Source organism: Streptomyces bottropensis ATCC 25435 (assembly GCF_000383595.1).
Lineage (GTDB): Bacteria > Actinomycetota > Actinomycetes > Streptomycetales > Streptomycetaceae > Streptomyces > Streptomyces bottropensis.
In genome coordinates, this window is sequence record NZ_KB911581.1 from 8,813,784 (window position 1) to 8,835,255 (window position 21,472).

The following is a 21,472-nucleotide window of genomic DNA, read 5'->3' on the forward strand; positions in this document are numbered from 1 at the left end:
ACCCCGGGCCACCGCCCCCGCTCACCTCGCGGCTCGCGTCACTTCACGGCTCGCGTCACTTCGCCTGCGTCAGGTCGTAGAACGTCGTGCCGTCGACCGTCACCGTCTCGAAGTTCTCCTGGACCCAGGAGCTGATCTGCGCGGAGGTGCCGTCGCTGCCGCCGCCCCTGCCACCGCCGGAGCCACCGGAGATGAAGTAGTGGATCCTGCCGTCCTCCACGTACTTCTTGAACTCCGCGAGGGTCGGGGACGGGTCGGTGCCGTTGAAGCCGCCGATCGCCATGACCGGTTCGCCGGTGGAGAGCTGGTAACTCGCCGCGTTCTGGGCGCCGATGGCGGCGGCGGCCCAGGTGTAGTCCCCCACGTTCTTCACCAGCAGTTCCTTGGCCTCGTCGCTGACGGAGGCACCGTTGAGCAGCCCGCCCATACCGCCACCGCCGCCACCCGCGCGGCCACCGTCACCGTTCTGCATCTGGCCGTTGCCCTGGCCCTGCTGCTGGTTGTTCCGACCGCCGCCGAAGCCGCCGGTCGGGGGCTGCCCCATCTGGCCGTTGCCCGTCTGGCCGTTGCCCGTCGGACCGTTGCCGTTCTGGCCGCCCTGCTGGTTCTGGCCGTTGCCCTGCTGGTTCTGGCCCGGCATACCGCCGCCGCCACCGGGGCCGCCGTCCATGCCGCCGCCGGGGCCACCGCCCCTGCCGCCCTGCACGGCCGGCCCGGCCGTGACGATCGAGCCGGTGTGGCCCTCGCCCAGCGTGGTGAGCGTGTACGCCGTCGGCCCCGCGACCGCGGTGACGAGGCTCAGCACCACGACCGCCGGCGCCAGCCGCCGGCCGAGCCTGGCCGCGAAGGCCAGGCCGAGCGCGGCGACCAGACCGCCGACGAGCACGACCCACTTGAGCCAGGGCAGGTGGTCGGAGGAGCGGTTGAGCAGGACGTAGCCCCAGGCCGCGGTGGCCGTCATGGCCGCCGCCATCGTGAGCGACGCCCAGAGCTCGGTCCGCCGTTCCCAGAGCAGAGCCGCGCCCATGCCGGTCAGCGGCGCGATGTAGGGGGCGAGGGCCACGGTGTAGTACTCGTGGAAGATGCCCTGCATGAAGCTGAAGACCACCATGGTGATCAGCAGCGCGCCGCCCCACAGGAGGAAGGCCGCGCGGGTGCTGTCGGTGCGCCGCAGCTTCCTGGTGGCCCAGAGCGCGGCGCCGAACAGGATCAGCGCGGCCGGGATCAGCCACGAGATCTGGCCGCCGACGGAGGAACTGAACATCCGGTCCCAGCCGGTCTCGCCCCAGTTGCCGCCACCGCCTCCCCCGCCACCGCCGACGCTGCCGGTCTCCTCGCCGTTGATCCGGCCGAGACCGTTGTAGCCAAAGGTCAGTTCGAGGAAGGAGTTGTTCTGCGAGCCGCCGATGTACGGGCGGGAGGACGCGGGCCACAGCTCGACGATCGCGACCCACCAGCCGCCGGCGACGACCATCGCGAGCCCGGCGAGCAGCACCTGGCCGACCCGCTTCTTCAGCGGGGCAGGCGCGAGGACGGCGTACACGATCGCCAGGGGCGGCAGGATCAGGAAGGCCTGCAAGGTCTTGACCAGGAAGGCGAGGCCGATGGCCACGCCCGCCCACACCAGCCACTTCGTCCGCGCCTTCTCCATGGCGCGCTGGGTGCAGTAGACCGCGGCGGCCATCAGCAGGGCGAGGCCCGCGTCCGGGTTGTTGAAGCGGAACATCAGCGCGGCGACGGGCGTCAGCGCGAACACCGCCATGGTGAGGAAGCCGGCCGTGGCGCCGAAGCGACGGCGTACGGCCGCCCACAGCACCCCGGCGGTCGCGACGGCCATCAGGACCTGCGGGAACAGGATCGCGAAGGAGTTGAGGCCGAACAGCCGTACCGACAGCGCCATCGGCCAGAGCGAGGCCGGGGGCTTGTCGACGGTGATGGCGTTGCCGGAGTCCAGGGAGCCGAAGAAGAACGCCTTCCAGGACTGGCTGCCCGCCTGCACGGCCGCCGAGTAGAAGGAGTTGGCGTAGCCGGAGGCCGTGAGGTTCCAGGTGTAGAGGCCGCCGATCAGCAGCAGCGTCAGCAGGAAACCGGGGCGTATCCACCGGTTGTCCTCCGGCCGGCCCCTCCACAGCCGCTTGCCGAAGGGCTGCTCGGGCTCACCGGACCCGGGGGCCGGGGGCTCGGCGGGGGCCTGCGGCACCACGGGTTCCTGGTGGGCCGTCGCGGACGAATTCCCGCCGGGGCCGGGGCCGGGCTCGGGATCTCCCGGCGGGCTCGTCGTCTCGAACTGCGTGGTCATCGTGCGTTCCTCGAATCCTGATCGTGCGGGCGCACCGGCCGCATCTGCATGGTCGGGTCCCCCCAGGTGCGGTCCGCGGCCGCACCGGCGCGGAACTGGGGCGTGGTGTACGGGGTGTTCTCGTACGGCATGTGCTCGTACGGCGTGTTCTCGTACGGCGTCGTGTGCTCGTACGGCGGGTGCTCGGCACGGTCGTTCCGGGTCGCCGGCGGACGCTCCGCCGACGGGTGGAACCGGTCCTGGTGGGCGTAGGGGCCCGGCTGCCCGGGGCGTACCCCGGTTCCCGCCGCGTACCGGTGCGAGGCCGGGCCGGCGGGCTGGTGCGCGGCGACGACGGTCGAGCCCGAAGGAGACGTCGGTGAGCCGGAGTCGGACGATCCGTCACCACCCCCCGGGAACACCCATGCCCGGAAGAGCAGGAACCGCAGCACCGTCGCCGCGAGGTTCGCGGCCACCAGGACCGCCAACTCCGTGGAGTGCGCGGGATCGGAGGTGGCGGCGTTCAGCGCGGCCAGCGAGCCGCTGGTGAGGGCCAGACCGATGCCGAACACCACCAGGCCCTGCGCCTGGTGCTTGACGGCACCGGTCCGGCCGCGGACGCCGAAGGTCAGACGCCGGTTGGCCGCCGTGTTGGCGACCGCCGAGACCAGCAGGGCCAGCGCGTTGGCGGTCTGCGACCCCGACAGGGTCCGGAAGCCGCTGTAGAGGAGCAGGTAGAACAGGGTGGAGAGGCCGCCGACGACGCAGAAGCCGAGGAGCTGACGGGCGAGACCGCGCGGCACGTCCTGGATCTCACGGTCGCGGGGGTCGTCCCCGAAGGGCCGGGCGAGCCGGTCCAGCGCGAGGGACCCGGTGGCCAGCGCCTTCCCCACCCGCCAGACACCCTTCAGGTCGTCGGTGGCGGTCCTGACGATGTGCACGGTCGAGTTCGGGTCGTCGACCCAGTCCACCGGCACCTCATGGATCCTGAGCCCGGCGCGCTCGGCCAGCACCAGCATCTCGGTGTCGAAGAACCACCCGGTGTCCTCCACCAGGGGCAGCAGCACCTGGGCCACGTCCCGGCGTATCGCCTTGAACCCGCACTGCGCGTCCGAGAAGCGGGCCTGGAGCGAGCCGCGCAGGATCAGGTTGTAGACCCGGCTGATGAACTCGCGCTTGGTACCGCGCACCACCCGTGAGGAGCGGGCGAGCCGGGACCCGATCGCCAGGTCCGAGTGACCGGAGATCAGCGGGGCCACCAGCGGCAGCAGGGCGTTCAGGTCGGTGGACAGGTCCACGTCCATGTAGGCGAGGACCGGGGCGTCGGACGCGGACCAGACGGTCCGCAGGGCCCGCCCGCGCCCCTTCTGCTCCAGCCGGAAGGACCTGACCTCCGCCAGCTCCGCCTCCAGCCGCCGCGCCACCCGCGCGGTGGTGTCCGTGGACGCGTTGTCCGCGATCGTGATGCGGAAGGCGTACGGGAAGGTGCGCGCGAGGTGCTCGCGCAGTCTGAGCACGCACGGCCGGAGGTCCTTCTCCTCGTTGTAGACGGGGATCACTACGTCCAGGACAGGCGTACCGGCGTTTCCGGCCGGGAGGTGCTCCCGCGCCGGCAGGGTGCCGGGAGAAGAGTCGGTTCGCATGCCCACCACATTCGTGAGCCGCTCTGTTATGCCCGTGTGCTCACACTGTGGTGCGCCTGTGAGTCCGCCCGCCGGCTCGTCGCGTCGCCCACGAGGTCGGCCGCGTCGAACTCGCCGTCGCACCGCGCGTCGTCGAGCTGCCAGTTCGCCGCGTCGTCGAGCAGCGGGACGTTCCGCCCGAGGGCCGGCAGATGCACCGTGAACACGGTCCTGCCGGGCACGCTGTCGACGGTCACCGCGCCGCCGTGCGCGTCGGCCACGGCCTGCACGATGGCGAGGCCGAGCCCGCTCGACCCGGACGCCCTGGACCGCGACGAGTCGCCGCGCGCGAACCGCTCGAACACGTGCGGCAGCAACTCCTCCGGGATGCCCTGCCCGTCGTCCTCGACGTCGACGCACATCCACGGCCCGCGCCGCTGGACGCGCGCGGTGACGGTCGTGCCGGGGGGCGTGTGCGTACGGGCGTTGGCCAGCAGGTTGACGAGCACCTGCTGCAACCGCGCCGCGTCGGCCGACACGAGTGCGGGCATGTCCGGCAGGTCGAGCCGCCAGCTGTGGCTCCGCCCGGCGACCCGCGCGTCGCTGACGGTGTCCACGACGAGGGGGATGAGGTCGGTCTGCTCGAACTGCAGCGGCCGCCCGGCGTCGAGCCGCGCGAGCAGCAGCAGATCCTCGACCAGCATGGTCATCCGCCCGGACTCGGACTCGATCCGCCCGAGCGCGTGCCGGGTGTCGGGCCCGATCTCCTCCCGGCCGCGCCTGGTCAGCTCGGCGTACCCACGGATCGACGCGAGGGGGGTCCGCAGCTCATGACTGGCGTCCGCGACGAACTGCCGTACGCGCGTCTCGCTCTCCTGCCGTGAGTGCAGGGCGCCGTGGATGTGGTCGAGCATGCGGTTGAGCGCGGCGCCGACCTGTCCGACCTCGGTGTGGGGGTCGGTCTCGGACACCGGGACGCGTTCGTTGAGGGTGACCTCGCCGGTGTGCAGCGGCAGCTCGGACACCCGGGTCGCGGTGGAGGCGACCTTGCGCAGCGGGCGCAGCGCGACACCGACGACCACGGACCCGGCGATACCGGCGGCGATGAGCCCGGCGGCGGTGACGCTCAGTTCCACGGCGATGAGAGTGCTCAGAGTACTGGTGACGTACTTGGTGGGGAGGGCGACGTAGAAGTTGCCCTTACTGCCCTCGACATAGGTGACCCGGTATTCACCGAGGCCGGGGATGTCCACGGTGTGGATACCGGTCTTCGACACGGAGCCGAGTGCCGCCTCCTGCTCGTCGCTGAGGGAGTCGGTGATCATGCCCTCGAACACGTCGCTGTCGGAAGTCTGCTCCTTGGCCATCACGGCCTCGGTGACTGCGCCGTCGGTCCCCACCTCGGCGACGACGGTGTATGCCTCGGTACCGCCCCTGGTGACGAACCCGAAGGGACCGCCGGGCGGAATGCTGCCACCACCCCTGGGGCCCTTGTCCTCCGGCGGGCCGGCGGCGCGCTCGGCGACCTCCTCGACCTGCGTGTTCAACTGGGTGTTGAGGTGCTCGCTCAGCGCGATCGTCGTCACCGTCCCGATGACCGCGCACACCACCGCGATCAACGCCACCGCGGAGACGACGAGCCGCGTACGCAGCGTGCGCGGCTGTCGTCCTCGCCCTCGCCCTCGCCACAGCCTCGGCTGCCTCTGCGTACGCGTCCGCCGTCGCCCGCTCATGACGCCGCGGGCTTGATCAGATAACCGGCCCCACGCCTGGTGTGGATCATCGGCTCGCGCCCGGCGTCGATCTTCCGCCGCAGATAGGAGATGTACAGCTCGACCACGTTGGCCTGACCACCGAAGTCGTACGACCACACACGGTCGAGGATCTGCGCCTTGCTGAGCACCCGCCGGGGGTTGCGCATGAGGAACCGCAGCAGTTCGAACTCGGTGGCCGTGAGGTGGATGTTCGCCCCGCCGCGCGACACCTCGTGGCTGTCCTCGTCGAGCATGAGGTCGCCGACGACGAGCACGGAGTCGGAGCGGCGGTCGGCGGCGCCGGAGCGGCGGATGAGCCCGCGCAGCCGGGCGACCACCTCTTCGAGGCTGAACGGCTTGGTGACGTAGTCGTCCCCGCCGGCGGTGAGCCCGGCGATACGGTCCTCGACCGCGTCCTTCGCGGTCAGGAAGAGCACCGGCACCTCGGGCAGCTCGCGCCGCAGCCGCCCGAGGACGGTCAGCCCGTCCATGTCGGGCAGCATCATGTCGAGGACGACGGCGTCGGGCCGGAAGTCCCGGGCGGTCTGGAGGGCACCCGTGCCGTCCCCGGCGCTCCGGATCTGCCAGCCCTCGTAGCGCAGGGCCATGGACAGCAGTTCGGTGATCGACAGCTCGTCGTCCACCACAAGCACGCGGACGGGGCTCCCGTCCGGCCTCAGCAGTTCGGTGCGCCCCTGGGGCGAGGTCGTGGTCATGCTGGACACCTTGTCGGGGCCCCCTGAGAACACCCTTTCCGGAACCTGTGATTTTTCTGAGAAACGCACAGGTACCTCTCAGCCAACCCCTGGGAAGATCCCCGGCATCTCGGGACGCCACCCCTACCGACCAGCGGCTTTCCGATCGCTCCCACGGCATTCTCCCGGCCGCCGCACCGCCGGCCCACAGCTCCACGGCCACCGGGACGCGCCTCCGCCCGCCTGCCCTGACCCCGCTTTACGCAAGCGCCGTCATGCTTCGCCCACGCCCGAGCCGTCCTCTCTCACATAGCTGTGACTCCGCTCGACCTTGGCGATGTGCAGGGTGTAGTTCTCGTACCACTCGGCCCGCCCCCGCTCCTGCGCCGCCAGGTGCTCGACATCGGTCCGCCACGCCTCGATGGCCGCGGCGTCCCGGAAGTACCCCACGGTGATGGCCGGCCCTCCGGGCCGCCAGGCCTGGTCCATCCCGAGGAACCCAGGAACCCCCTTCACGAGTTCCTCCATCCGCTCGGCGGTCTCCGCGTACCCGCTCTGGTCCTGGGTGCGCGTCGAGGTGAAGACGACGGCGTAGTACGGGGGTTCATGGGCGGGAACGGGCGCGACGACCGACGTGTCGCGCAGTGCGTCGTCGGGTGCGCTGCCGGGAGCGTGGCCAGGTGCTGTCCGCTGATCATCCATGGCATCACTGTCGGGTCGGGCCGCGGACGGCGTCCACAGACTTTCCGAACGGGATCCAAAAGGGATCACACTCTTTACGCCCGCCGCACCTGTCCGCCGCACCGGCCCGCCCCTGCCACGCCCTCCGTACTCGCCGCGGACCACGCGCCCCACCGCCCGCCCTCGTCAGAGCAGCCCCTCCTGCTCAGAACAGCCCGAGCCCCTCAGAACAGCCCGTCCTGAACGCTCCCGCTCCCTCGGCTCGGCAAGTCCCGCACGGGCACGGTGAGGACATCCCGGGCTCCCTGGCCGACGGCGACGGGTGCGGTCAGCTCCCACCCCGTCATGAGCCGCGTATCGAGGACGACGACTCCTCGTCCGGTGGCCAGATGCAGATCGGGCCCGGCGACGGCGAGCACCTCACCGCCCACGGCCCCGCCCGCGACCAGCTCACTCACCACACCGTCCGCGGCCGGCAACCCGCCGAGCCCGAACACCCCGAAGTGATCGACCGCCTGGAACGGCACCGGCTGCAACGACTCGGGCCACCCCGCGAGCCCCTGGGCGCGCCCGTGCAGCACCGCCAGCTCGGCGGCACGCTCCTCGGCGGCCGGGAGGTCGGCCCGCACGGCCCTCTTCTCGGCGTACGGGATCCGGTCCGGCACCCCGAGCGCGGCCCGCAGCACCTCCTCCGCCCGCCGCGCGGCCATCAGCGGCCCCCGCCCGAGCCACCCGAAGGTGACCGCGCCCTGCTCCAACAGCCGAGCCGAGCCACGCTCCACCGCGGTGATCCCGACCTTCACCATGCCGGGCCCGAACCACGCGAGGTACACGTGATACGGCCGCGGATCGTCGGCGATCGTGTCAGCGGCCACGGAATGCGCCCGGTCGAGCCGCGCGCACTCCTCGCACCGTGCGCCGGTGCTCCGCCCCGACACCCCCGCCCGCAGCGCACACGGGTTCCCCCGGGCCCCGACGCATGTGCGCCGCCCCTCGGCCACGACCCCGAAAGCCACCGCCTTCCCCGGCGGCAAGGCACTTCCACGTCCGCCGGCCCACCCCAGCAGCGGTCCGTCCGCGCCCCACCGCAGCCCCGTACATCTCCACACGCGTGCCATCCCCCACGACATTAGAGGGCACCACTGACAACGCCTCCGCCCGGCTGTCCGGGGCCTGAACGAGCTACGTCGTCGGAGGCGGCGTGCCGCGCCGGCCGTGCGGGGTGCACGGTGCGGGCGCGGGTGTAGGCGGGGTGAGGTGGCACAGCGACATGGCGGCGGGACGCGCCCCCGGCGGAGCGCAACCGGCCGTCACTGTTGCGGACCTGGCCCCGACCCGGGCCCGGCCCTCGTTGTGTCTGTGTCTGTGTCTGTTTGCGGTCCTACAGCTTGCTCATCTTGGTGTACGGGCTCAGGATCCGCTGTCGCGCCGATCCGAAATCGACGAGTGCGGCGATCCCGTCCTCGATGCCGATCACCCGGCCGAGGCCGTACATGTCGTGGGTGACCTGGTCGCCCACCGCGAAGTGCTTGGGCGGCGGGGCGACCGGGGCCTTGAAGGGACTGGTGGGCAAATAGCGCTTCGGTGCACCTGGCTTTGTCATCTCGACCAGTATGCGCCCAGACGTATCCGCCAGTCCGCCCCCTTCCGCCCCCAACCCCTCCCGGGACCCCTCCGCACACCCCCGCGCCCGCTTCTCCCAGGGCGACGGCCAAGGTCAACGCCAACGCCGAAGGCCCCGGATCTCTCCGGGGCCTTCGGTGAATGTGCACTCGGCAGGATTCGAACCTGCAACCTTCTGATCCGTAGTCAGATGCTCTATCCGTTAAGCTACGAGTGCTTGTTCTGTTTTCCGCCGCTCCCGGCCCTTTCGGCCCGCTCGCGGCGACAGGAAGAACATTACATGACTGCCGTCGCCATGTGAAATCCGTTTCCCATACCCATTGTGACCTGCGAAAACGGCTTCTGGGACGGTCTTGGCGCGAGGGCGGGAACGACGAAGCCCCGGTCGGGTGGACCGGGGCTTCGGTGATCAAGCGCGGAGGCGGAGGGATTTGAACCCTCGATGGGATTGAAGTCCCAAACCGCATTAGCAGTGCGGCGCCATAGACCGGACTAGGCGACGCCTCCAGCACAACCACCCGCGCGAGCGCGAACGGTGCGTGCAGATGATGACACAGCCTGGTGGGCTGTCACCAATCGCCCCCCACGGTACTAGGCGGAGAGGCCGCAGGGCAAAGCCGTATGGCACGTCGGGAGCGGTGCGACGGGCCGCGGGGGAGGGGTGGGGACGGGGCGCGGCGGCGCCGCAACCGTGGGACGGGCGTGGCGTTAGTCAGGTCATGTCGCAGAGTCCCCCCACCCCCCGCCCGAAGCCCGCCACCCCGTCCGCCGAGCGCCCCGGCTCCGGCCCCACCTCCGGGTCCGCCCCCGGCTCCGGCCCCACCTCCGGGTCCGCCTCCGCCGCGCGCCCACTCCCTCTCCCCAGGTCCCTCGGCCGCCCCGCCGCCCTGGGTCGGCTGCTCCTGGGCGCCGCCGCCTCGCTCGCCACGGCGGCCGCCGGCACGCTCGCGCCGGTGGCGCCGGACGCGTACGCCGCCGAGGCGGTGTCGCGGGCGTCGCTGCGCGTGCCCACCCTCGCCGTCGGCTCCGAGGACCGGTTGACCGTCACCGTGCGGAATACCGGCGCCACGGCGGACGGGACGTTCGAGCTGCGATGCCATCCCGAGGGGGGCAGCCACCCGGAGGCGCGCGAGGCGTGCGGGCGCCTCGACCGGCGCACGACGTGGGGGACGGATCCGTTCGCGCCGGTCGGGTCCGGGACCATGTGCACGATGCAGTACGGCGGGCCGGCCACCGCCCACGTCACCGGGACCTGGGCCGGGCGGCGCGTCGACGCGCGCTACGACCGGAGGAACGGCTGCGAGATCGCCCGCTGGGACGCACTGGTGCCCGTCCTGCCGGACCTCCGCGCGTAGGGGAGGCGGCAGGACAGGAAAAGCGGAGAGCAGGGCGGGGACGGGAATCGGCCACCCGCCGGGCGGCCCGCTCGACACGCGCGCACAGCCCGTACATATGTGCCGCCGACAAGGCCCTCCGGCAAAACACACGGTCACGGCATCCCCGTCCGCGCAGTCACCGCATCTCCAGATGTTCGGTGTGCGACCTCCCTCTCATCCGGCGTCGCGAGCGCAACCTCTGCCCGTAGACTCCCTCGCGTGACACGTCGCGGGCCGGTTGGCAAGATGGCCACGGGCCCGGCGGTCGGCAAGGTGCGGTAACAGGGAGGAAGCGTCTCGTGAGCAGCAGGCCATCCCGAGGCGCTGCTCGCCTCGCAGCCATACTGGACGCGCTGCCCGATGCGTTGGTGCTGGTCAACGCCAATGGGACCGTCGTCAACGCCAACACGATCGCGCTGGAGGCCTTCGAGACCCCCGGGACCGCGTTGGTCGGACGCGGGTTGCTGGACCTCCTCCCCGAGTTCGACTCCCGGCTCATCCCGGGTTCCATGCGGCGGCCCGACACCATGGACCCGACCGGACGGACCAAGCCGACCCGGATGACCGCCCGCCGGACCGACGGCAGCGAGTTCCCGGTCGAGGTCACTTCCGCGAATCTGGAGAACGGCCAGCAGGCGTACGACGGTTACGGCTCCGCCAATGACGAGCTGCTCATGCTGGTCGTACGGGATCTTTCGGGCACCGTCGACACCGAGGCCGAACTCGCGCGTTCGCAACGGCAGACCGAGATGATCCTGCGGGCCGCGTCCGAGGGCGTGGTCGGCACCGACACGGACGGCCGGATCGTCCTCGTCAACCCGGCGGCCGCCCAGATACTGGGTTATCGGGCCAGTGACCTCGGCGGACGCGAGCTGCACACGCTCGTGCTGCACTCGCGCGAGGACGGCGCCCCCTTCCCGTACGGCGAGTCGCCGCTCGCGGACACCCTGCGGTCCGGGCGCAAGCACCGGGTGCGCGGGCAGGTGCTGTGGTCGAAGAACGGCGAGAAGGTGTCGGTCGACCTGACGACCGCGCCGGTGCGTGACGGGGACCAGCTCGTCGGTGCCGTGATGACGTTCACCGACCGACGGCCGTACGACAAGCTCGCCGAGGAGAAGGACTCCGAGGCCGAGACGCACGCGGAGGAGCTGGAGCGGCTCGCCAAGGAGCACGCCGAGGAACTGGCGGGCGTCCGGGAGGAGCACGCCGCCGAGCTGGCCGAGCTGAGCGAGCAGCACGCCGAGGAGCTCGCCGCCGGCGACGAGCGGTACGCGGCGCTCGGGGAGCGCGAGAAGGACCGGTACGAGGCGCTGGCGGCGCGGCACGAGCAGCTGCTCGCCGTGCTGGGTACGTCCCTGCGCGGCCCGCTCGACCAACTCCGCAGTGAGCTGGGCACTCTCGCCGCCGACGACGCCGGGCAGCTGTGGCCCGAGGCCAACCAGGTGCTGCACCACCTGACCGCCGGGTACTCGCGGATCACGACCCTCATCGACAACGTCCTCGGCTACCAGCGGATCGACGCGGGCGAGGACGGCCTCGTCCGCACGGCCGTCATGCTGGACGCGGTCGTCGCGGCCGGTGTCGACGGGGCCGTGGAGCTGATCGGGCCGGGCCGGGTGCAGTTCGCCGTGCACGCGCCGCCCATCGAGGCCGAGGTGGACCAGGTGCGGCTCGCGACCGCGCTCGCGCACCTCGTCGCTGATGTCGCCGGTGTCGACGCGACGGGCAACGCGCCCATGTCCGCCGGCGGTTACATGGACAACACCGTCGTGGTGGCGGCCGCGCAGCGCGGCGAGGTCGTACGCATCGAGGTGCGCGGGCCGTACGCCGGGGGAGACCCGGTGCACCAGCCGATCGTCCAGGGGATCGTGCGGGCGCACGGCGGTGTGCTCCAGACGGTCGAGGTGCCGGGGATGAGCGGCAGCGCCTATGTGCTGGAGGTGCCGCTCGGTGGCGGTGCCGGGGCCGTGCCCGCCGCCCCGATGCCCGCGGTGGTGGGCGCCGAGGCCGACTCCGCTCCCCTCGCCACCGGTGCCGAGGTCGCTCTGCCCGAGCAGGCCGCCGGTGGCGGGCGCAGGCGGGCGCGGCGGTCGTCGGTGGACGCGTTCCTGGAGAGTGAGGACGCTCCCGAGGGCCAGGAGCCCGAGGCCGCGGTCGCCCCCACCGGTCGGCGCAGGCGCCGGGCGGAGGAGGCGGCGGTCGCGGCTGGTGCGGCTGGTGCGGCTGACGGTGGTGCCGAGGGGCTCGTGCCCGCGCCGGGTGCCCAGGCCGAGGACGCCGGGGGCAGCGGGCGGCGGCGCGGACGGGGTATCGCCATCGAAGCCGCCGGCGAGTCCGTGGCCGCCGAGGGCGCTGTCGTCACGGCGGCCGAGCACGCGGCGGGTGCCGCGGCCACCGCCAACGGACTGGGGGGAACGGTGCCGCCCCAGGGCGTGCCCGCGCCCGGCGGGCGACGCGCGCGCCGGGAGCCCGCCGCCGCGCAGAACGCCTTGCCGGCGGCGCTGCCCCCGGGCACGAGCCCCGGCGGTGAGGCGAGCGCCGCCGAAGCCGATTCCGGTGCGGAGGGCGGCGCTCAACAGCCCACCGGACGCCGTCGTCGGGCTCTCGCCAGCGCGGAGGAGCGCGCCGCCGCGCCCGAGCCGGGGCCGCGAGCCGTCTTCGCGCTGCCGCCGGCCGAGGCCGACCGGGGACCCGAGTACGCGCAGGCGGTCGGGCTCGGTCCGGTGCCCCCGCCCGCGGGGCCGGGCGCGCCCGGCACGCCGATGCCCATGCCCATGCCCATGCCTCTGCCCGCTGGAACGGCCGCGCCGGCCTCGTCCGCCACGCCTGCCGTCCCCGCCGTGCCCTCCGTGCCCGTGCAGGGTGGCCAGGGGGCGACCGGCTCGGGCGGGGGGCAGGTCCCGGCCGCTGGAGGCCGGCCGGTCGCTGGTGGAGGGGCGGTCCCCGCTGGGGGGCCGGTTCCCGCCGGGGGACTCTCGCAGGCCGGGGGAGTTGTGCCCGCTGGTGGGCCCGCCCTCGCCGTAGGGCCGGTGCCTGCCGCCGGGGTCGGACAGCAGCTCCCCCAGGCCGTTGCGGGCCAGGCCCCCGGTGCCGGTCAGGGCGTTGTCGCCGGCCAGGGCCCGGGTGCCGCGCAGGGCCCGGGTGCCGCGCAGGCACCCGGTACGGGACAAGCCCCCGGCGCGGGACAGGTCCCCGCCGCGGGTCAGCACGCGGGCATGCCGGCCGGTGGCGTGGACGACGGCCGGCATGACACCGCGCCCCACTCCGCAGCCGACGACCACACACCTCCGCAGCCACACCCGATGCCCACGGGCCGCCGCCGGGCGGTACGGCAGTCCGCTCCCCAGCAGGGCGACGGCGTGGCCATGACGGCGACCGCGCAAGGGGTGCCGGTACAGGGCGGCGCCCCGGCACAGGGGATTCCCCCGCAGGGAGGCCCGGGCCGGCAGGCGCCCGCACAGGGTGCGGCGGTGGCCGCCGCCGCCCAGCCCGTCACCGCCCAGAACGTCCCGGGCGGCCCGCAGCCCGTCCCCGTCCAGGGCGTGCAGGCCGTTCCGCAACAGGTGCCCGGCCAGGCCGTCGCCGCTGCTCCCGGTCAGCTCGCCCCCGCCGCGGTCGCGGCCGGGCAGCCCGTCGCTCCGCCGGGGGTCGCTCAGGGCGCGGCCCAGGCGGCCGTGGGACAGGCTCTCACCGGGCAGGCGGCCACCGGCCAGGACCTCGCCGTCCAGGCCGGCGCCGGACAGGTCACCCCCGGGCAACCCGCTGTCGGGCAGCCCGTCGCCGCACAGGGCGCCGTCCCGCCGCAAGGGGCCCCCGGGGTCCCGCAGCAGGCGCCCGCACAGGCCGGAGCCCTCGGCCAGGCCGTCCTCGGGCAGTCCGTCCTCGTGTCCGGGGTCCAGGGCGTCCAAGGGGTCCAGGCCGTGCAGGGCGTACCGGGTGCGCAGCCGGTTCAGGGCGTCCAGCCCGTTCAGGCCCCCGGCGCCCAGCAGGCTGCCCCCGCTCAGGGCGCGCGCCAGCCCCAGTCCTGGCCCGACGCCCGCCACGAGACCTCCGGCGCGGGCATCCCCGTAGCCGCTCCGCAGGCGCCGCTGCCCCCGCAGTCCACTCCCTCCTCGGGTACCCCGCTGCCGCCGGAGGTCGCCGTCCAACAGCCGCGCGCCGCGCAGCCGTTGCCCGCCGAAGCCATGGCTCCGCCCCAGGCCCGGCCCGCACCGGCGGCCCAGGCCCCGGCACCCGCCGCCGCTCCTCTCGACCCCAACTCCACCCACGGGCGGGCGATCAGCGTGCGGACGCTCGGCCAAGGCGTCCCCTTCTCCCGCCAGGCCGGCCCTCAGGCACAGGCGCAGGCCGGTGCGCAGCCAGGGACCGGAGCCACGCCCGCCCCGAACCAGCCCGGTGGATCGGGCCGGCGCCGCAAGCTCGGGACACCGCCGCAGCCGACCGGCGACCGCCCCGAGACCGCCGCGCGCCCCCACCCGCAGTCCACCCCGACGAACGGCACCGGCTTCCGCGTCGGCACCGGCCAGACCCCGCCCCCGGCCCGGACGGCCCCGCCGCAGCAGGCCGCCGCGCAGGTGTCGCAGCCGTCGATCGCCGGGCAGGCCCCGCTGCCCGCGCAGCCCTCGCTCGCCGGGCAGGTCCCCCTCCCGCCGCAGCCGTCCCTGGCCGGGCAGTCCCGGCTGACGGGCCGTACGGAGGGCGCCGGGCGGTCGTACGCCATAGGGGCGCCCGACGAGAACGCGGACGAAGGTCCCGAGCCGCTCGACGGACCCGGCGGTGCGGTGGAGATTCCCGACCGGCCGCATCCGCAGCCGATGGACGACGAGTTGCCGCCGGAGCCGCTGGACAACCCGCGACGGCTGCTGGTGTGGCCCGCACCGGACGCCGCGACCCACCAGGCCCTCAGCGACCGCGGCTACCGGCCCGTGATCGTGAACTCCCGCGAGGACGTGGACGCGCAGATCGCCGCCTACCCGGCCGCCCTGTTCGTCGATCCGCTGACCGGGCCCATCACCCGTACGGCACTGCAGTCGCTGCGCCAGGCCGCCGTGGCCGCCGAGGTCCCCGTCCTCGTGACGGCCGGGCTCGGCCAGGCGACGCGTGAGGCGGCCTACGGTGCCGACCCGGCCATCCTGCTGAAGGCGCTGGCGCCGCGCGACTCCGAGCAGCACCCGCCGCGTGTCCTGCTCATCGAGGAGCACGCGGAGATCGCGCTCGCCCTCACCACGACGCTGGAGCGGCGTGGCATGCAGGTCGCGCGGGCCGCGTCCGACGCGGACGCCGTCACGCTGGCCGCACAGATGCGACCCAACCTGGTGGTGATGGACCTGTTGCAGGTGCACCGCCGCCAGGCCGGGATCATCGACTGGCTGCGGACGAACGGCCAGTTGAACCGGACCCCGCTCGTCGTCTACACCGCCGCCGTCGACCAGTCCGAACTCCCGCGCCTGGCCTCGGGGGAGACGGTCCTCTTCCTGGCGGAGCGCTCGACGAGCACCGAGGTGCAGACCAGGATCGTGGACCTGCTGGCACGAGTCGGCACGAACTGAGCCCATATACGGCAGGTGGGGCGGTGTTTCACGTGAAACACCGCCCCACCTGCCGTACGTACGGGTGCTGGATCCTCAGCACGTTCTAGATCTGCGTCACGTCCAGCGAGCCCTCCGCGTACTGCCTCCGGAGCACCTTCTTGTCGAACTTGCCCACGCTCGTCTTCGGCACCGACTCGATGATCGTCCAGCGCTCGGGCAGCTGCCACTTGGCGATGTGGCCCTCATCGGCGAGGAAGGAGCGGAGGGCGGCGAAGTCGGTGGTGGAGCCCTCCTTCAACACGACCGTCGCGAGGGGGCGTTCGCCCCACTTGTCGTCCGGTACGGCGACGACGGCGGCCTCGGCGACGTCCGGGTGGGCCATGAGGGCGTTCTCCAGCTCGACGGAGGAGATCCACTCACCACCGGACTTGATGACGTCCTTGGCACGGTCGGTGAGGGTGAGGAAGCCGTCAGGGCTGATCGTGCCGACGTCACCCGTCTTCAGCCAGCCGTCCTCGCTGAACTTGTCGTCGGGGCGTACGGGTTCGGCACCCGACCCTCCGTAGTACGCGCCCGCGATCCAGGGGCCGCGGACCTCCAGCTCACCGGCGGACTCACCGTCCCAGGGCAGGCGTTCGCCACCGGGGCCGGTGAGGCGGGCCTCGACGGAGGCGGGGAAGCGGCCCTGGGTGAGGCGGTACGCGAGCTCCTCCTCCGAGTCGGCCTCGACATGGGCCGGCGGCCGGGCGATCGTGCCGAGCGGCGAGGTCTCCGTCATGCCCCAGGCGTGGCAGACGCGCATGCCCAGCTTGTCGAAGGCCTCCATGAGGGCGGGCGGGCAGGCCGAGCCGCCGATGGTGACCTGGTTGAGCGAGGAGACCTCGCGCGGGCGGGCGGTCAGCTCCGCGAGCAGGCCCTGCCAGATGGTGGGGACGGCGGCGGCGTGCGACGGCTTCAGCGTCTCGATCATCTCGGCGAGCGGGCCGGGCTGCAGGAAACGGTCCGGCATCAGCAGGTTGACGCCGGTCATGAACGTCGCGTGCGGCAGGCCCCAGGCGTTGACATGGAACTGCGGGACGACGACGAGTGAGAGGTCCGCGTCCGTCAGGCCCATGGACTGGGCCATGTTGACCTGCATGGAGTGCAGGTAGATCGAGCGGTGGGAGTAGACGACGCCCTTGGGGTCGCCGGTCGTGCCGGAGGTGTAACACATGGCCGCGGCGGAACGCTCGTCCAGCTCGGGCCAGTCGTACGTGGTCGGCTTGCCGGCGATCAGGTCCTCGTACTCGTGCACCTGCACGCTCGCTCCGGCGAGCAGCGACCGGTCGCCGGGTCCGGCGACGACGACGTGCTCCACCGGCTTGAGGTGCGGAAGGAGCGGCGCGAGGAGGGGCAGCAGCGAACCGTTGGCGATGATCACGCGGTCGGCGGCGTGGTTGACGATCCAGGCGAGCTGCTCGGGGGGCAGCCGCAGGTTGAGGGTGTGGAGGACGGCGCCCATGGAGGGGATCGCGAAGTACGCCTCCACGTGTTCCGCGTTGTTCCACATGAGTGTCGCGACGCGCTCGTCGCCGTCGACTCCGAGGTCCTCGCGCAGGGCGTGGGCCAGCTGCGCGGTGCGGGCGCCGATCTCGGCGTAGGAGCGGCGTTCGGGCTCCCCCTCGCCGGTCCAGGTGATCACCTGCGACGTCCCGTGGATGACCTGTCCGTGGGTCAGGATCCTGGAGATCAACAGCGGTACGTCCTGCATGGTGCTCAGCACGGCGTCCTCCCGGGGCGGCTCTGCCTACGCGGTGGTAACGGTTGCGCTGATTCTGCTCACATACCGAGCGGTATGTCACTAGGGGGCGAGATGATCGATCAGACAGAGTGACCGGTCGAGCCCGAGTTCGAGCAGAGTTCGCGTTCGATCCCTCCGGGTCGGGCCGCGCGCGTCCGTCCTCGGGCCGGGTTCCTGACCGGCCAACGAACGACTCAGCGCACGGGTTCCAGCTCGGGATCCTCACGCAGCTTGCCCAGCGCCCGCGAGACCGCCGACTTCACGGTGCCGACCGAGACCCCGAGGACCTCCGCCGTCTGTACCTCGCTCAGGTCCTCGTAGTACCTGAGGACTACCATGGCCCGCTGCCGCGCCGGCAGCTTCATGATCGCCCGCCACATCGCGTCGTGCAGCGCCTGCTGCTCGGCCGGGTCGGCGGCCTGGGCCCCCTCCGGCTCCGGCATCTCGTCGCACGCGAACTCGTCCACCTTGCGCTTGCGCCACTGGGACGTGCGGGTGTTCAGCAGCGCCCGGCGCACATACCCGTCGAGGGCCCGGTGGTCCTCGATGCGCTCCCAGGCGACGTACGTCTTGGCCAGCGCGGTCTGCAGCAGGTCCTCGGCGTCGCACGGGTTCGCGGTGAGCGAGCGGGCGGTCCGCAGCAGCACCGGCTGGCGGGCCTTCACGTACGCCGAGAACGACGGGTAGGACGCGTGCGACGAGGGGTGCGACGACGGGTGCGATGTCGGGTGCGACGACGGAAGCGACAGGTTCGTCAGACCCGACAGAGCCGAGGTCGCCCGGGCCGCGGCCGAACGGACCGAGGTCGATCGGGTCCCGGTCGACCGGCTCGCGGTCGACCGGGCCGGGGTCGACCGGGCCGGGGTCGACCGGGCCGGGGTCGGCAGGGTCCGCGACACTGGTGCAGCGGCCTTCGAAGCGCTGGTGCAGACGGGTGTGGTCATGGCTCCACGCTAGGAGCGGGCCGCGCCCGGCGGATCGGCCGCAGGTCCCGAAGGCGAATCCCCCTCAGGTTGTAGGAGTGGGGCGGACCCCACCTACTGAAGGTGGATGAACGGCCCCCAGGTACTGAGGGTGTACCCCTGAGAATCACCTGCCCAGGGTGTACGGCACCGGACCCCGAGGTGCCCGAAAACCCCCTCAGCCGTCACATCCCGCCCCCTCACCCGTCCCTCCCCAGGACCAACCCCGAGGTCGGCACCCCGGTGCCCGCGGTGACGAGCGCCCGCTCGGCGCCGGGAACCTGGTTCACGGAGGTGCCCCGCAACTGCCGTACCGCCTCCGCGATGCCGTTCATCCCGTGCAGATACGCCTCGCCGAGCTGCCCGCCATGGGTGTTGATCGGCAGCCGTTCCTCGGCGACGAAGTCCGCGGCCTCCCCCGGCCCGCAGAACCCGAACTCCTCCAGCTGCATCAGCACGAACGGCGTGAAGTGGTCGTACAGGATGCCCACGTCGATGTCGTCCGGGCCCAGCCCCGAGGTCCGCCGGAGCTGGCGGGCGACGACGCCCATCTCCGGCAGCCCGGTGAGATCGCCGTCGTAGAAGCCGGTCATCTGCTGCTGCGCCCGGCCCGCCCCCTGCGCCGCCGCCACGACCACGGCGGGCGGCTTCGGCAGATCCCGCGCGCGCTCCACCGAGGTCACGATGAGCGCCTGGCCGCCGTCCGTCTCCTGGCAGCAGTCCAGCAGCCGCAGCGGCTCGGCGATCCAGCGCGAGGCCGCGTGCTCGTCGAGGGTGATGGGGCGGCCGTGGAAGTACGCCGCCGGGTTCGTCGCCGCGTACTTCCGGTCGACGACGGCCACATGTCCGAACGCCTCGGGGGTCAGCCCGTACGCGTACAGGTAGCGCTGCGCCGCCATCGCGACCCAGGAGGCGGGCGTGAGCAGCCCGAACGGGAGCGTCCAGCCGAGCGCCACGCCCTCCGCCGACGGCTCCCGGTGCCGTACGCCCGACCCGAACCGCCGTCCCGAACGCTCGTTGAACGCCCGGTAGCAGACCACGACCTCCGCCACGCCCGTCGCGACCGCGAGCGCCGCCTGCTGGACGGTCGCGCACGCGGCGCCGCCCCCGTAGTGGACGCGTGAGAAGAAGGACAGCTCACCGATGCCAGCCGCCTGCGCGACCGTGATCTCCGGACTCGTGTCCATCGTGAACGTCACCATCCCGTCCACGTCCGCCGGCGCCAGCCCCGCGTCGTCGAGCGCCGCCCGCACCGCCTCCACGGCCAGCCGCAGCTCACTGCGGCCCGAGTCCTTGGAGAAGTCGGTCGCGCCGATCCCGACGATCGCGGCACGACCACCGAGCCGGTCCTTGGTTCGTACGCTCATGCGACTTCCCCTGTCGTGGGGGCTTCGGGGAGCGTGACCGTGACCGTTCCGGTGACGTGTCGGCCGATGCCGTTCTCGCCGATGATCCTGACTGTGGCGGTACGGCCGTCCGTCGCCTCGACCGTGCCGGTCAACACCATCGTGTCCCCCGGGTAGTTGGGTGCCCCGAGCCGGATGGCGACCTTGCGGAGGACGGCGGTCGCACCGAAGTGATCGGTGACGTACCGGCCCACCAGCCCGTTCGTCGTCAGGATGTTCATGAACACGTCCGGCGACCCGCGCCGCCGCGCCAACTCGGGGTCGTGGTGCACGTCCTGGTAGTCGCGCGAGGCGATCGCCCCCGCGACGACGAGCGTGCGCGTGATCTCGATCTCCAGCGACGGCAGCCCGTCCCCGACCCGGGCCCTCATACCCGCACCACCCCTTCAGCCGTCTCCTCCTTCTCCTCCTTCTCCTCCCTCTCCTCCGTGCCTGCCGCCTCCTCCGTCTCAGCCGTCTCTTCCGCGCGGAACACGGGCAACTCCAACTCCTCGTCGTAGCGAGCGAATTCGAGGCGTACGGACATCCCGATCCGCACCTTGTCGTAGGGCACTCCGATGACGTTGCTGACCATCCGCACCCCTTCCGCCAGCTCGATCAGTCCGACGGCGTAGGGCGGGTCGAAGGCCGGGAAGGGCGGGTGGTGCATGACGACGTACGAGAACACCGTGCCGTCGCCGCTCGCCTCGACGGTGTCCCACTCGGGCGAACCGCACGCGTTGCAGCCCGGCAGCCACGGGAGGCGGAGCGTGGCGCAGTCGGCGCAGCGCTGGATGAGGAGGCGGTGGCGCGCGACGCCCTCCCAGAACCCGGCGTTGTCCCGGTTGACGACGGGTCGGGGGCGCCGGGGCCGTTGTTCACGGGGCCGCTCGTCCCCGGCCCGGGGCCGGGGCTCGGGCTGCCGCTCGTGCTGCCGCTCCTGCTCACCCTGAGCGTCGGCCGGGGCCCGCTCGGCGGGTGTCCTGGCCGGCGCGTACTTGAGGATCCGGAAGCGATGGGTGCCGACGAGTTCGTCGCCCTCCTCACCGGCCCGCACGTCCATGCGGGTCGTGACGAAGTACCCCGTGCCGAGCCGGGTGGTCTTCCTCTCGGAGACGGACTCGACGACCGAGTCGAAGGTGATCTCGTCCCCCGGCCGCAGCGCCCGCAGATACTCCTGCTCGCAGTCGGTGGCGACGACGGAGGTGTACCCGGCGTCGTCGAGCAGCGCCAGGAGTTCGTCGTACGCCGCCGAGCGGGCCTCGTGCCCGCTCAGCCCCCCCATCGTCCACACCTGCAGCATGGTGGGCGGGGCGATGGCGTCGGGCCCGGTGTACGCGGGGTTGGAGTCCCCCAGCGCCTCGCACCAGTGCCGGATCATGGGCGAGTTGACGGGATCCTTGCCACGGCCGCCGAGGACGGCCGCGCGCCCCTCGTAAGCCTTGAGCCGTACGGACAGGTCCTCGGTCACCGCCACCGTCCCACCACCCCCTCCGAAGAATTCTGACTACCCGTCAGATTGAAGGAACTGGTGCCGCACCTGTCAAGGTCGCCGTAGCCCGCCCCGCGCACCGACATCCGGCCGCGAACGGCCCGAGGAACCACCGGAAAACGCCTGTGCGGCGACGCCGAAGCACCGCCGCACAGGCATCTCACACCCCACGAACACGTCGCCCATGCCCTACATGTCCCGCATGTCCCACATCCCGCACCCGAGGGTCGGACCGGGAGCCTCAGGGGCCGGGGCGACCACATCCGCCCACCCTCGGGCCCCGGCCCGCCCTC

14 protein-coding genes and 2 tRNA genes are annotated in these 21,472 nt (G+C 72.7%); 2 read left to right on the top strand and 14 right to left on the bottom strand.

The window, feature by feature from the left end; genetic code table 11:
* Window positions 1–55: 55 nt before the first annotated feature.
* The 9 genes from STRBO_RS0139150 to STRBO_RS0139190 form a co-directional block, all read right to left on the bottom strand.
* A complete protein-coding gene (locus STRBO_RS0139150) occupies window positions 56–2,299 on the bottom strand; it encodes an ArnT family glycosyltransferase (protein WP_005482785.1) in 2,244 nt (747 codons plus the stop codon).
* A complete protein-coding gene (locus STRBO_RS0139155; protein ID WP_020115791.1) occupies window positions 2,296–3,921 on the bottom strand; it encodes a bifunctional glycosyltransferase family 2/GtrA family protein in 1,626 nt (541 codons plus the stop codon). The genes STRBO_RS0139150 and STRBO_RS0139155 overlap by 4 nt, the downstream gene beginning before the upstream one ends.
* A gap of 26 nt (window positions 3,922–3,947) precedes the next feature.
* Window positions 3,948–5,633: a sensor histidine kinase gene (locus tag STRBO_RS0139160; protein ID WP_028797108.1), complete on the bottom strand. Its 1,686-nt coding sequence runs from the start codon at window positions 5,631–5,633 to the stop codon at window positions 3,948–3,950.
* Window positions 5,630–6,370: a response regulator transcription factor gene (locus STRBO_RS0139165; RefSeq protein ID WP_020115793.1), complete on the bottom strand. Its 741-nt coding sequence runs from the start codon at window positions 6,368–6,370 to the stop codon at window positions 5,630–5,632. Before STRBO_RS0139165 ends, STRBO_RS0139160 begins: the two co-directional genes overlap by 4 nt.
* A 252-nt stretch (window positions 6,371–6,622) precedes the next feature.
* Window positions 6,623–7,051 carry an antibiotic biosynthesis monooxygenase family protein gene (locus tag STRBO_RS0139170; RefSeq protein WP_005482789.1) on the bottom strand — a complete coding sequence of 143 codons (429 nt, stop codon included), beginning with the start codon at window positions 7,049–7,051 and terminating at the stop codon, window positions 6,623–6,625.
* A gap of 203 nt (window positions 7,052–7,254) precedes the next feature.
* On the bottom strand, window positions 7,255–8,148 hold the full coding sequence (locus tag STRBO_RS0139175) for a DUF2797 domain-containing protein (protein WP_028797109.1): 894 nt from the start codon (window positions 8,146–8,148) through the stop codon (window positions 7,255–7,257).
* A gap of 263 nt (window positions 8,149–8,411) precedes the next feature.
* Entirely contained in the window at window positions 8,412–8,633 is a 222-nt protein-coding gene (locus tag STRBO_RS0139180) for a hypothetical protein (RefSeq protein WP_013002359.1), read from the bottom strand.
* Window positions 8,634–8,797: 164 nt separating this feature from the next.
* Window positions 8,798–8,870: transfer RNA gene (locus STRBO_RS0139185), tRNA-Arg, on the bottom strand.
* A 199-nt stretch (window positions 8,871–9,069) separates the two neighbouring features.
* Window positions 9,070–9,160, bottom strand: a tRNA-Ser gene (locus tag STRBO_RS0139190).
* Window positions 9,161–9,372: 212 nt separating this feature from the next.
* Here STRBO_RS0139190 and STRBO_RS0139195 point away from each other — a divergent pair.
* Both STRBO_RS0139195 and STRBO_RS0139200 read left to right on the top strand, forming a co-directional pair.
* The gene (locus tag STRBO_RS0139195; RefSeq protein ID WP_005482793.1) at window positions 9,373–10,008 is read left to right on the top strand and encodes an SSI family serine proteinase inhibitor; all 636 of its coding nucleotides are present in this window, start codon (window positions 9,373–9,375) and stop codon (window positions 10,006–10,008) included.
* A 320-nt stretch (window positions 10,009–10,328) separates the two neighbouring features.
* Entirely contained in the window at window positions 10,329–15,578 is a 5,250-nt protein-coding gene (locus STRBO_RS0139200) for a PAS domain-containing protein (RefSeq protein WP_005482796.1), read from the top strand.
* An 85-nt stretch (window positions 15,579–15,663) separates the two neighbouring features.
* On the opposite strand, the gene STRBO_RS0139205 is transcribed toward STRBO_RS0139200, so the two are convergent.
* The 5 genes from STRBO_RS0139205 to STRBO_RS0139225 form a co-directional block, all read right to left on the bottom strand.
* Window positions 15,664–17,322, bottom strand: coding sequence for a long-chain fatty acid--CoA ligase (locus STRBO_RS0139205; protein WP_005482797.1), 1,659 nt, complete (start codon window positions 17,320–17,322; stop codon window positions 15,664–15,666).
* Between the two features lie 212 nt (window positions 17,323–17,534).
* A complete protein-coding gene (locus STRBO_RS0139210) occupies window positions 17,535–18,239 on the bottom strand; it encodes a SigE family RNA polymerase sigma factor (RefSeq protein WP_020115796.1) in 705 nt (234 codons plus the stop codon).
* A 263-nt stretch (window positions 18,240–18,502) separates the two neighbouring features.
* Window positions 18,503–19,669 carry a lipid-transfer protein gene (locus tag STRBO_RS0139215; RefSeq protein ID WP_005482800.1) on the bottom strand — a complete coding sequence of 389 codons (1,167 nt, stop codon included), beginning with the start codon at window positions 19,667–19,669 and terminating at the stop codon, window positions 18,503–18,505.
* Window positions 19,666–20,079, bottom strand: coding sequence for a MaoC family dehydratase (locus STRBO_RS0139220; protein ID WP_005482801.1), 414 nt, complete (start codon window positions 20,077–20,079; stop codon window positions 19,666–19,668). Before STRBO_RS0139220 ends, STRBO_RS0139215 begins: the two co-directional genes overlap by 4 nt.
* Window positions 20,076–21,164, bottom strand: coding sequence for a bifunctional MaoC family dehydratase N-terminal/OB-fold nucleic acid binding domain-containing protein (locus STRBO_RS0139225; protein WP_005482802.1), 1,089 nt, complete (start codon window positions 21,162–21,164; stop codon window positions 20,076–20,078). Before STRBO_RS0139225 ends, STRBO_RS0139220 begins: the two co-directional genes overlap by 4 nt.
* Between the last annotated feature and the right edge of the window lie 308 nt (window positions 21,165–21,472).